Origin of the sequence: Paenibacillus sp. FSL H8-0317 (genome assembly GCF_045040685.1) — a bacterium.
Classification (GTDB): Bacteria; Bacillota; Bacilli; order Paenibacillales; family Paenibacillaceae; genus Paenibacillus.
Window position 1 is genome coordinate 6311447 of the sequence record NZ_CP150294.1, and the last position, 11990, is coordinate 6323436.

Genomic DNA, 11990 nt, shown 5'->3' on the forward strand with positions numbered 1-11990 from the left:
TTCTTCATCCAGAAAAAACAAAAAAGACCCACTCTGCCTAAAGAGTGCGCCGTTACTGACAAATAAAAACAAACGCTCCTATCTATCAGGCTTTCACCCGCTGGAATTAGCACAGTATCCTTCAGATCTGTTGCTGAGGTTTCTAAGGGCCAGTCCCTCCACCTCTCTGGATAAGAAAATGATTTTTTATAAATATAGCGATCTATCATGAATGTGTCAACATTTAAATCATAAATGAAACACATCGCTATTCGGTGGATGATCCCGGATTGGTAATGCTAATCTTCACATCGTACGTAATTGGCACGGTACTAAAAATGTTATCCCAATCATCTTTGACTTTCTTCCATGTTTTGGGCTCTTTAATACGTAAGCTATCCCGAAAATCCGCAACATCCACTTTGTAGGTATGCTGCAGCTTGTATAACACCTGACGAATCTGTTGTTCCGCCAGTTCAGCAAATTCTTTTTCCAGTTCCCCGCGATAAGCCCCTTTTTCCTCTCTTTCGGGAGCACGCCAATCCTCCATTAACCAGCCTTCGGATTCGGTCTTTACATGGAATGAAATATCATTGCCAACAACCTTGGGAATTACTTTTGTTTTCTTCTTTTTCATTTCATATACAACAGTGAATCCCTCTTTGTTGTAAGTCTTCAAGACGCCTCCTCTTTCCTTAGGCCTGAGCCACGATAAACCTTCCAGATCCGTTTGACTTAGTTCTCCAATAAACTTGGTTGTTTTCCCATCGAATATGCTGCCACCTGAGAACTTGCCCTCTCCATTGGAGTACAGTACATTCTGGAGCAAGAAACTGGAACCAGATTGCATTTGGGCATCTAATTTGGAGAGCAAAACAGGGTCAAGGATTTTGTTGGACAAGTATGAATTACCGGTAATTCCTGTTAGATAAAATGCTGGAATCCGAGAGGGATCATCCGAAGTCAGGACATCCACGGCGCGATGATGACTTATCAGCACCAGACAATTTGGACGAATATCGTTATCCCGAAGTACAAAATCCAGCAGCTGGTCCAGACCATACTTTTTGGCAATATCCTTGGAGACAACGATGACCTTTAGATGATGTCCGATAAGTGGACGGTCTCGCCTTAGTGCAAACTGACGAAAGATTTGCAGCAACGAATCTCCAGTAAGCTGTTCATTGGAATAGGAAGTCTTTCCCGAAGCAGGTGAACCGGATTGTCCGCCCTGTTTACTGTTCGAACCGCCCGTCCCGGGAGCAATCTGCACGGTAGCCGTTATATAATTATTCTTTGGATACTTTCCTCCCTGGGCAGCGATGTCCTTCTCAAATTCTGTTTCTTTCGCGATATCGATCCCGAGACCAACATAGACACTTAGTTCCTCGATCTCCCTACTGCTCCAGCATCCGGATATTACCAGAAGAACGGACAAAGCAAAGGCTACACGTAAAAGCATAAAAATACGAATCATGCTTGCTTGCCTCCCTTTTTGCGAATCAGACTTATTAACAGCAGCAACAGAGGTAAAATGGCAAAAAGAAGCACGGATAGATTGCCCAACATATCACCCAGTGCAAAAGTTTCATCCACGGTTTTCGGCATTAATGCTGTTAGATATATTACTGGCAGAAAGGCGTACATAATGACCTTGATCTTCTTCGTACGAAATAAATCCCGAATGCCCACCGAAGCGCAATAGTGTGTGATCGTGAAACTCGAGAAGATCTGCATAATCCAGATGACCAGTAGCAGGGATTCGAACCGTTCAAAGATCAAACCTTGAATCTCGAAGCTTCTAACCAGATCGAGCGTGGGCCAAGTACGTGTTTTGATGCCGTCGAGTGACAGACTGCCTACAACCATCACAACAGTAATCAGATAAATCATAGTCGATATGATGATGCCCCAGCTCATGGCTACATTGCTCTTTTTGGGATTTTTCATATAAGCAGTCATGACAAACATGACTTCGTACCCCGTGTAAGCCAGCAACGAAGGTTTCAAACCTTTGAGGACTGGCATGATACCCTCTCCGAGTACGGGTCTCAGATTGCCGATCTCAAATAACTGATTACTAAGCAAAATTTCAATCACAAATATAATCAGTGTAATCGGCAAAATAATCTCAAATACACGCACAATAACAGCAAGTCCGCCGGAGATCAAATATATGCCAATCCACATAAACACCATCACAATGGCCCATGTCGGAGTACGCTCTAGCAAATACATGCCTGTCACTTCAGCCATGACCCTGATTTCGAATGCGGCAATCACCATAAAGTACATAATCATGGCGAATCCCAATATGTAAGCAATCCAGCTCCCCGTAATCTCACGGGTGAACTGGAACACTGTTTTCTCCGGAAATCTGCGACACAGGGTAACCAGAATAATTCCGACACCCGTGATAATCAGTCCCGACAGAATGATGGAGATCCAGACATCCGGTGTTCCGACAGCTTTACTCGTCGTTCGGGGGAGGGTCAGGATCCCAGCGCCAAGCATGTAATTAACAATAACTACGACGGCCTGCCTTGTGCTAATATTTCCTTCAGAACCGTTCACTTCATCCCACCTCATACCTCGTGATTTGCTTGATTTATTTTTTGCGGTCTTTATCTATTGGATTAGACATCTCGGGACGCTTCCTCATCATATTTAGCGGAGCACGGATAAAGAAATCCTTCCATTCCCCAAAGTGATAAGGAACGGCCGGTGCAACATAAGGTAGGCCAAAGCTCGAGAGTCTCGCAAGATGGGTACATATAAGGAGAAAGAACATAACCACGCCAAACAATCCGAGTACAGCTGCGCTAAACATGGCAGCAAATCGCAGAATTCGCAGTGTGATGCCGGCACTATAGACAGGGATCGTAAAGGAGGATATGGCGGTAACCGCAACAACGATGACCAGGAATTGGCTTATAATTCCTGCCTGTACGGCTGCCTGGCCGATAATCAGACCTCCAACGATACCTAGCGAGGGTGCAATCGGCTTAGGTAAACGAATGCCAGCCTCCCTCAATATCTCGATCGAAAGTTCCATGATCAGTACTTCGATGATTGAAGGAAACGGCACTCCCGTCCGCGTTTCAATGATCGTCAATACCAGCTTGGTTGGGATAAGTCCCGGATGGAACGAGATAAAAGAGATATAGAGCGCAGGAGCGAGCAAGGCCAGCATGGCGGACATAAAGCGCAGCATTCGCAGGAATGTTCCAGGAATCCATCGTTCATAATAATCCTCGGGAGATTGGAGCAACATGCTAAACGACACTGGCACAATTAAGACAAATGGCGTCCCATCCAATAAAATAGCCACTCGCCCTTCCAGTAAAGCACCCATCACCCGGTCTGGTCTTTCTGTATTCAACACTTGTTGAAACGGACTGAGCGTATTGTCTTCGATGAGCTGTTCAACATACCCAGATTCCAACATGGAATCCATATCCATCTCTTCAATTCGCTTTTGGACTTCCGCCACGAGATTAGGATCAGCAATATCCTGAATATAGGCAACAGCCAAATCTTTCTTGATCCGTGAACCTACTTCATACTTCTGAATAAAGAGGCTCTGATCACTACCATACCGACGTAAAATACCTGTGTTATCACTTAATTGTTCAGTAAAACCAATTCGGGGGCCACGGAGCAACCCCTCTGACACCGGTTCATTCACACCACGTGTTTTGATCTTATGAGCTCCAATTAACAGAGCCCCCGGCAATCCATCGACCAACAGTGCATTTTTGCCAAAAAGCACGCCAACTGCGACCTCTTGGAGGGACTTGGTCTCCTCAACCAGACTGACAGGTAGTAATTGCTCTTGCAGGTAGGCCGACAGTAAATGCGCATTATCCGGATGCAGGAACCCCTCCCGCTTAAGCTCTGGAACGCCTTCCAACATTAACGGTGTAATCAGGTGATCATCGATTAAGTCTTGATCTACCAGGCCTTCGGTATATATGACAGCTGCCCTTGTATTGGTACCTCTAATGGTAAATTCCCGAATGTGAACATCAGCATTTTGACCAAAGCTTTCTCTTACACTGGTCAGATCCGTATTGTACTTGCCGGTTAATTTAATATTGGCATATTGGCCTGTTTCGGTTCCCTGACCCTGACCCGCGGTAGCAGGAGAAATATCTTTCGAGGATATGGAGGGTTTCTCGGAACGAGAGAAGGTTCCACGCTTAATGGCGGCATTGATCCACCGCATGGTTACTGTAATGCCGATCGGTATGATAAGGACCAAGAATGCCTGAATCCATATGGTCCAATCCGGCACGTAGGATACAATTGTTGACCACATGTTCCCACCCCAACATTTCTCTGCATGATGAAGCTGCAGGTATTCCCAAGTATTGTGTCCCCGTTTGATCACAATAATTCCCGTTTTTTTGTGTACTGAACGACAAAAAAAACGGTTCCTGTGTAAGGAACCGCTATTACTATATATTCTTATACGATTCTGGTCACATGCTCCGCTTTGGCATCCAACAAGTGAGCCGATGCAGCAATTGCTGTAAAATCATTCAGAGCGATCTCAATCTGCTTCTGGCTCTGCTCGACATATTCTTCTACTTTTTTGGTACCGCCTGTGATATTACCTATCTCCTTTGTTATTCCGGTAACGCTATCACGAATCTCGTTAATCGAACTCTCCACCATTGCGGATAGTTTCTTAACTTCTTTAGCCACGATATCGAATCCTCGTCCAAATTCTCCTGCATGTGCAGCCTCAATGGCAGCATTCAACGCGAGCAATTGCGTCTGAGACGAAATCTCGCGTATCGTTCGTACCACGCCCTGAATCGATCCGGCCTGTTCCTGCAAATGAGTCAGCGTTGCACGGTTAGTAGCGGACACCTCTGAGATATAGGAGATACTGGACATTAATTCCTGGCTCCGTTCAATGCCTACATCTGCCTGCCCATTTAGTTCATGAGACATCGCTTTTAGCTCATTCACTACGACCGAAATGTTGTTCTGACGGTTGGTAATGTTGGTGGCGATTTTGGAGACACCCAATATCTTCTGATTTGTCTCATCGTACACCGGCATATATGTCGCCTCAAGCCATACGGAATTTCCCTCTGCATCCTTGCGTTCAACCTTGTCCTGGAAGCTGACACCATTAAATATGCTATTCCAAAAAGCATCATAGTCCGGGGTATTTGCAAATTGACCGAAGCATAGTTGCTGATGCTTCATGCCGTACATCTCATCTACCGTATATCCCATCGTCTGGGCAAAGACTTCATTCACGTAGGTTACCCGGCGATCCAGATCGAATCGAATGATAGCAAGACTTTTCTCCATCGCCTTGATGACCATTGCATCGGTGACAACATCTTTCTTTTCCATATCTAATACAGACACTTGATAACCCCCACAGTTCATTCCATAATAGACAGCCTTTAACTAGCAAAAAACGATCATAACAACATATGTATCCATCAGGTTCTAGATGACTCTACTATTGATACCCGATTTGCAGCATTTTGGATCACCTGTTGTCGTTTATTTTTTCTAAAGAAAATCTGCTCCACCTCATCCGCTGGCAATGGCTTGCTGTAGTAGTATCCCTGCACTTTATTGCAACCTTGTTCAGTCAAAATATATAGTTGTTTCTGCGTTTCAATGCTTCTGCAATATCCTGGATAAAAGGCTTCCATCATCATATTTTTGGAGCATATTCATCGTCCAGAAAAGAGATGTTATAACTTATATTATCCGTAAAATATCTCGGTATCTACTTGTACGTATCGTAACATAAGGCAAAAAAGGATACACTTCTGCACTTGTAACGTATTTGTAACATAATTTCTGTTTTGTAGTAACTGTTTAGCGCCTTTATACAAGAAAAACAGGACGATTTGTCGTACATCATTCTGTTTCTTATCCAGTCTCATCTTTATTTTTTCGTGGTGTCCAGCGCTTCGTTTCACTGCACAAACTGAACGACCTTGCATAGAAACCGAAAAAAGAAGAGCGCATGATATCCATGGCTCTTCTTTTTTTGATGTTTTTAAGTTAGTTACAGGTTTTACATACCGAGTGCTTAACCGGGGGCATGAACTCATTTTAAAAATTGTGCACAGTGACACACAGCTGAATCGCAATGCCAAATGGGTCCCGTACAATGCCATAACCTGGGCTGAATTCATTTTGTTCGTACGGCACCAGTTCCTTCACACCCTCATGTTGCATCAGAGAATGATACAGTTGATCGATTGTATCTTTGTCCTTGGATTGAATACATAGTGACGTGCTGTTCCCCAGCTGCCAAGCTCTCTCCGTGTCCATTGCTTCTTCTGCAATCATGACTTTGTTAACCCCAATCTCCAGCACCGAATGTGTAATATACTCATCCTGACCGGCAGGGTACTCGAAGCCCGGGTTCATCTCCTTCATCTCTTTATAACTTTTCTTGAATATCACCTTGGCGCCCAGAAACTCCTCATAAAAGGCAATGGCTGCCGCCGCATCCCCGTTCATCGACAAAAATGGTATCACTTCAAAATTCATTATATTGCCTCCTTGTTCCTATTGGATTACACTTATCACTATAACAACGAAAGGTGCCAATCCATGGCACCATTAAGAGGTTTGATATGAAAAAATCAGAACGTATGAACCAGATGCTGCGCTTCATTAATCAAAAACAACAGTTCACCCTGCAAGATCTCATGCAGGAGTTCCAGATCTCCAAACGAACCGTGTTAAGAGATATCACTTCATTGGAAGAGTTAGGTGCGCCCATCTATGTCGAATATGGACGCTACGGCGGATATCGACTGCTGCAACAGATGCAGCTGCCTCCCATTTCGTTTAATACGGGTGAGCTTCATGCCCTTTATTTTGCAATGCAGGCTCTCCGCAGCTTCTCCAGCTTACCCTTTCAAGTCTCTTTCCGGACCATTCATGAGAAATTTATGAGCGCGTTATCCGACAAGCAACGACAGGATATTGAGAATATCCAACACCGGGTTTACTTCCAACATACCGAGCAGATCCGCGATAGTGCACATTTGGAGTTTCTGTTGATGGCTGCTGTGCAGAATATAGTGATTCAGATTACGTACGTTAGTCAGCGTAGATCCTCTGATCAAAGGTTATCTTCTGCAAACACCAATATCCGCACCATTCAACCCATCGCGCTTTATGCCAAGAAAGGCTATTGGTATTGCCAGGCGTATGATCTGCATAAACAGGCCTACCGTGTATTCCGCTGCGACCGCATCACTTCAACCGAAACAACGGAGATTGAACCTCTAACTCATGTAAATGAACGCTATTCACAGGATGCCCAGTCTCTATGGAAACCATCGGAACAAGCAACTCCGTTCAAGTGCCTGATTGACGAAGCCGGGGTTGAGCTATTCCAGCAAGAACATTTCCCATCTATGCAGATCATCGAGAAGAGGGGACACATGTATCTTGTCGGTTCGTATGAACCTCACGAGCTTGATTTCATAGTGAGATATCTTGCAGGCTATGGTAAATCGATTAAGATTATGGAGCCCATCACCTTACAGAAAGCATTAAGGCAGTACTACCTGGACTTGTTGGATCATGTATAAAGATCATATTTCTATTTCCAGTTTACTTCACGTGCCTTTAGCTCTGCTCCTGGATAACTTTTAAACTTTTTTTATTGCCAATAGCCAATTGAACGATAATCTGCAACACAATGATGATAGCCAAGCCATAAAATGCTTGCACAAAGCTGCCTGTTAGATCACGGAGCCAACCAATCGCCAGCGGCCCAAGTGCTCCAAGAATGTAACCACCAGATTGAGTCATAGCGGACCAGCTACTAGCTTCCTGAGCATTGTTTGTCTCATCAATCGGCAACATGAGTGCAATCGGGAACAGTCCACCTGCACCAATACCGAGCGGGATCGCCGCGAGCCACGGACTGACAGAGAGATTCAGCATCAGGACACCTATTAACTCCAACATCGCACATCCAACAAGCCAGAAGACACGCCTTTGGTATCGGTGTACAAGCATGGGAATGAATAACGTTGAGGGCAGTGATATCAATGTAAATAACGTTTGGATGTTGCCAGCAGTCTCTTGGCTATATCCATGGCTTTGAATGGCTGGCGCAAGCCACGCGGTTAATGAATAGAAGATCGCGGCCATCAGTCCGAAGAACAGTGTCAGCACCCATGCACGCCTGTTCTTCACCGGAAGTGGGGCATGAATGACAGCCGAAGTTTGTCCGGATTGTCTCTCTGTACGCGCAGACCAAGCTAATTTTAACCAGATCGGCAATGCAATGGCTGCGAGTAATGCCCATGTAGCCAAAGAACCTCTCCAAGATCCACCCAACGTCTGCTGAAGCGGAACCGATAATCCCACACTAATGCTGGCCCCCATCACCATTGCTGTAGAGTAGATGCCGACCATGGCTGCCACTCGGTTAGGGAAATACTGCTTTATGAAGCTTGACAACAGTGGCCCTGCCAATGCAATCCCTACGCCTGACAGAAAAGAAGTGAACATCATCAACGGAGTTGCGCCTACGAACAATCGTAATCCCGTACCTATCCCAATAAGGATTAAAGCCAGCACAATGGCACCTTCGTTCCCCCACCTTCTACTTAGTCTTACAGAGAATGGAGCGAATATGCCCATACATAATACCGGTAGTGTAGTTAACAGACTGGCGGTCATGCCGCTCAAACCCAGATCATTCTGTATGGTACTCATCAGAGGAGAAATGGAAGTAATCGGTGGTCTTAAGTTCAGTGAAGCCAGAATAAGCGCCAATACAATATAAAAAAGTTTCATTATGGATCACCTCATGGTAGTAGTATCGTTGCCTTCACCAAAGATCCCATTTGTTAATGACAAGATCTTCGGGTGGTGCACGAATTAAGTATAGGATCATTATAATGATTGAACAATACTATTGTTTCTATTAAAATGATTACTAAAACCAATGATTAGAGGAGAATTCATGGAGATTCGTCAGATGGAAAACTTTATTACAGTGTGTGAGGAGCTTCATTTTACACGGGCAGCGGAGAAACTTGGCATATCTCAACCTACGTTGAGTCAACAGATACGTGGATTGGAGGATGAACTTGGTGTTCCTTTGTTTGACCGTGTCGGCAAAAAGATTGTGATGACCCAGGCAGGCACTCTGTTTCTGGAGCACTGTGTACAGATGATCCGGCATTTACAGAATACCCAAGATGCGTTGGCTGAATTTCGGAATGATCAGCGGGGACGATTGGTGATTGGTGTTCTTCCATCCGATTTGGATTACCGCATCACTCCGCTGCTCGTAGATTTTCATGCCCGATTCCCCAAAGTGCAATTGAAAGTTATCTCTTCGATCTATGTCGTAAATCAAGTGTTGGAAAATGAAGTCGACATCGGCATCGAGATCACGTCTGCCCCTGATAGACGGCTTGTACGCATTCCTTTGTGCAGTGAAGAATATGTACTCGTCGTTTCCGAGAATCATGATTGGGCTGAACGAAGCACAATTGAAATTCAGGAGCTGCGTGATATCCAAACGGTGATGTTTCCCGAAGGATTTACGGGCAGAGAATTGGTCGATGGCTATTGCCGTAAATATGGATTCACCCTAAATACCATCATGGAGACCAGTTCTGCAACCTCCATCATTAGCTTGGTCAAAGCCAACGTCGGAGGAACACTGCTGCCTTATCCTCTGATCAAAGCCATGAATGAGCCCACGCTACGTTGCATCCGAATTACAGACGATCCGCCCTACCGGCACTTTGAGATCATCCATCGGTCCGACCGTTACCTGACGCAATCGGCCAAGGCATTTATTGAGAAAACAATCGAGTATTTCAATCAAAGGTGAGATTAAAAGGAGGATAATGAAATGATAATAAGAGAAGTTGGTTTGTTGACACATCAGGTCGAGGCCATAAAAGAGTTTTACGGCACACTACTGGAACTGGATCTTGTGGAGGATAATGCAACACGCGTTTCATTCCGTGCGGGGAACTCGGTCCTATCTTTCAAGAAGGCGCCGGAACAAGAGAAGCCCTACTATCATGTAGCATTTACGATTCCAACAAATAAACTTGCTGATGCAAAAAGGTGGGCTCAAGACCGTAACATTCCATTGCTTTCGAAAGATGGACAGGATGAATTTTATTTCCCTTACTGGGATGCAACAGCCTTCTATTTCTATGATCCAAGCGGCAACTTGATGGAATTTATCGCTCACCATTCACTCGATAACGCAGTTGATGAAGCTTTCGAAGCGAAGCATCTGTTATGTATTAGTGAAATCGGTCTGCCTGTCGATGACGTTCCTGAGACGATGAGCACATTGAATAGGCATTATCAACTTGAACCATTTGCCGGAGACGGAAAACAATTCTCCCCCACGGGTGATGCAGAAGGCTTGTTTATTGTCTTTGATAAACAAATGCCCTGGTTCCCAGACGGGCGTATGCCTGGTGTATTTGCCACGGAGGTGAAGGTGGAAACTGGACAGCCAGGTAGTCTACGTATGCAGGACGATATGTACTCGATTGAATCGATATGATGTAAGAACGTACTGAATGAAAACCTATAGAGGGACTTCCGGCTTAATACTTACCAAAACCATCCTCACACGTGATATCCGATTTAAGAATTTCGTACAGATTTTGTTTGGAATTCTCTAATTTATTTTGTGTTTCTTCAATTTCTGATATTTTCGCTTGGATAATGCTTGCTTGATCATTACTTGAAAACCCATGTTTAGAGATCATAGATTGGATCTCATGGATCGTAAAACCAACAGCTAAACATTGTTTGACCACTTCCAGATGCTGAATAATGCTCTGCGCATATATTCGATAGTTATTATGATCTCTCAGCATATGTTCATCCGGGATAATACCTATTTTCTCGTAGTAACGAATCGTGGATATCGGAAGGTTTACATGGTTCGCTACTTCACTAATCTTCATATGGATTTCCCCCGTTTCTTCTTCTTGCTATAAAGTATACTTCATAGTTTACAATCCTCATAGTGAGACAGATGGAGATATAATTTATACCCTACTCTCACCAATATAGATATGAGGAGAGATTTCAATATGAACACAATTACCGGTCAATTCAACAAAACAAATGATTTTGATACCATCGTCTTGGAGCGCCATTCCGTTAAAGCCTACGACCCTGAAGTGAAGATCAGCCGCGAGGAGATGACCGAAATACTGGCGAAAGCTTCACGTGCCCCTTCGGCCATTAACATGCAACCTTGGCGTTTTCTTGTTATCGACAGTGCTGAAGGCAAAGAGAAGCTTGCACCACTGGCCTCTTTTAACCAGACACAGGCACTAACGTCTTCCGCCGTCATTGCCGTGTTTTACGATGCCAACAACGTTGAATACATGGAAGAGATTTTCAGCAAATCAGTGGAACTTGGGTACATGTCCCAAGACATCATGGATATGCAGATGCAGCAGGTGAAACCTTATTATGCGAACATAAACGCATCCGAATTGCGTGATATGAACCTCATTGACTCAGGCCTCATATCCATGCAACTCATGCTCGTTGCCCGTGCTCATGGTTATGATACCAACCCTATGGCCGGTTATGACAAAGGTCAGATTGCTGAAGCGTTCGGCCTGGATAAAGAACGGTTCCAGCCCGTCATGTTGATCTCCATAGGGAAAGCAGCCAAAGAAGGCTATCCTTCCTATCGTCTCCCGGTTGAAACGATTACAACTTGGGCATAATCAACAGGTACTCTCAATGAAGTAATATCTCTTGTATTAAATAGTTAAGTGAATATAACAACTATAAGTAAATACTAAGTCTGAAAAATAGATAAAAATTACTGTGCATTCCATAATACCAGAGTACTCATCCTATATCAGTTAAAGGCTTTCATTATAATAGCCTCATACTGATTTGGACATAGGAACATTAATTATACGTTCATAAACAAAGGATCCTGATGACAACTGTCATCAGGACCCTTTGTTACATAACTTAAA

The 11990-nt window shown here is 44.2% G+C and carries 11 protein-coding genes and 1 riboswitch; of the genes, 4 read left to right on the forward strand and 7 right to left on the reverse strand.

Annotated elements, in window-relative coordinates:
• Positions 1–75: 75 nt before the first annotated feature.
• Positions 76–177, reverse strand: a riboswitch (SAM riboswitch).
• Positions 178–247: 70 nt separating this feature from the next.
• From MHB43_RS28285 to MHB43_RS28305, 5 genes are all read right to left on the reverse strand, one after another.
• A complete protein-coding gene (locus MHB43_RS28285; protein WP_221820611.1) occupies positions 248–1456 on the reverse strand; it encodes a Ger(x)C family spore germination protein in 1209 nt (402 codons plus the stop codon).
• Positions 1453–2553, reverse strand: a complete 1101-nt coding sequence (locus MHB43_RS28290; RefSeq protein ID WP_339179636.1) for a GerAB/ArcD/ProY family transporter — start codon at positions 2551–2553, stop codon at positions 1453–1455. Before MHB43_RS28290 ends, MHB43_RS28285 begins: the two co-directional genes overlap by 4 nt.
• A gap of 34 nt (positions 2554–2587) precedes the next feature.
• A complete protein-coding gene (locus MHB43_RS28295; protein ID WP_221820608.1) occupies positions 2588–4300 on the reverse strand; it encodes a spore germination protein in 1713 nt (570 codons plus the stop codon).
• A 149-nt stretch (positions 4301–4449) separates the two neighbouring features.
• A complete protein-coding gene (locus MHB43_RS28300; RefSeq protein WP_339305744.1) occupies positions 4450–5370 on the reverse strand; it encodes a PAS domain-containing methyl-accepting chemotaxis protein in 921 nt (306 codons plus the stop codon).
• A 705-nt stretch (positions 5371–6075) separates the two neighbouring features.
• Positions 6076–6519 (reverse strand): VOC family protein, encoded by a 444-nt coding sequence (locus MHB43_RS28305; protein ID WP_339179641.1) that lies wholly within the window; start codon positions 6517–6519, stop codon positions 6076–6078.
• An 86-nt stretch (positions 6520–6605) separates the two neighbouring features.
• Here MHB43_RS28305 and MHB43_RS28310 point away from each other — a divergent pair, with 86 nt between their 5' ends.
• Positions 6606–7574, forward strand: a complete 969-nt coding sequence (locus tag MHB43_RS28310; protein ID WP_339179642.1) for a YafY family protein — start codon at positions 6606–6608, stop codon at positions 7572–7574.
• Positions 7575–7611: 37 nt separating this feature from the next.
• On the opposite strand, the gene MHB43_RS28315 is transcribed toward MHB43_RS28310, so the two are convergent.
• Positions 7612–8793 (reverse strand): MFS transporter, encoded by a 1182-nt coding sequence (locus MHB43_RS28315; protein WP_339179644.1) that lies wholly within the window; start codon positions 8791–8793, stop codon positions 7612–7614.
• Between the two features lie 169 nt (positions 8794–8962).
• Here MHB43_RS28315 and MHB43_RS28320 point away from each other — a divergent pair, with 169 nt between their 5' ends.
• Entirely contained in the window at positions 8963–9844 is an 882-nt protein-coding gene (locus tag MHB43_RS28320) for a LysR family transcriptional regulator (protein ID WP_083684888.1), read from the forward strand.
• Positions 9845–9865: 21 nt separating this feature from the next.
• Positions 9866–10540 (forward strand): VOC family protein, encoded by a 675-nt coding sequence (locus MHB43_RS28325; protein WP_405130863.1) that lies wholly within the window; start codon positions 9866–9868, stop codon positions 10538–10540.
• Between the two features lie 43 nt (positions 10541–10583).
• On the opposite strand, the gene MHB43_RS28330 is transcribed toward MHB43_RS28325, so the two are convergent.
• The gene (locus MHB43_RS28330) at positions 10584–10949 is read right to left on the reverse strand and encodes a MerR family transcriptional regulator (RefSeq protein WP_167483811.1); all 366 of its coding nucleotides are present in this window, start codon (positions 10947–10949) and stop codon (positions 10584–10586) included.
• 129 nt (positions 10950–11078) lie between these two features.
• Here MHB43_RS28330 and MHB43_RS28335 point away from each other — a divergent pair, with 129 nt between their 5' ends.
• A complete protein-coding gene (locus tag MHB43_RS28335; protein WP_405130864.1) occupies positions 11079–11729 on the forward strand; it encodes a nitroreductase family protein in 651 nt (216 codons plus the stop codon).
• The last annotated feature ends 261 nt before the right edge of the window (positions 11730–11990 follow it).

What these genes read in the sequence shown, in the direction of transcription:
- MHB43_RS28320 (WP_083684888.1), top strand. Translation starts at nt 8,963, where the DNA reads ATGGAGATTCGTCAGATGGAAAACTTTATTACAGTGTGTGAGGAGCTT.
- MHB43_RS28310 (WP_339179642.1), top strand. Translation starts at nt 6,606, where the DNA reads ATGAAAAAATCAGAACGTATGAACCAGATGCTGCGCTTCATTAATCAA.
- MHB43_RS28285 (WP_221820611.1), bottom strand. Translation starts at nt 1,456, where the DNA reads ATGATTCGTATTTTTATGCTTTTACGTGTAGCCTTTGCTTTGTCCGTT.
- MHB43_RS28330 (WP_167483811.1), bottom strand. Translation starts at nt 10,949, where the DNA reads ATGAAGATTAGTGAAGTAGCGAACCATGTAAACCTTCCGATATCCACG.
- MHB43_RS28335 (WP_405130864.1), top strand. Translation starts at nt 11,079, where the DNA reads ATGAACACAATTACCGGTCAATTCAACAAAACAAATGATTTTGATACC.
- MHB43_RS28325 (WP_405130863.1), top strand. Translation starts at nt 9,866, where the DNA reads ATGATAATAAGAGAAGTTGGTTTGTTGACACATCAGGTCGAGGCCATA.
- MHB43_RS28315 (WP_339179644.1), bottom strand. Translation starts at nt 8,793, where the DNA reads ATGAAACTTTTTTATATTGTATTGGCGCTTATTCTGGCTTCACTGAAC.
- MHB43_RS28295 (WP_221820608.1), bottom strand. Translation starts at nt 4,300, where the DNA reads ATGTGGTCAACAATTGTATCCTACGTGCCGGATTGGACCATATGGATT.
- MHB43_RS28305 (WP_339179641.1), bottom strand. Translation starts at nt 6,519, where the DNA reads ATGAATTTTGAAGTGATACCATTTTTGTCGATGAACGGGGATGCGGCG.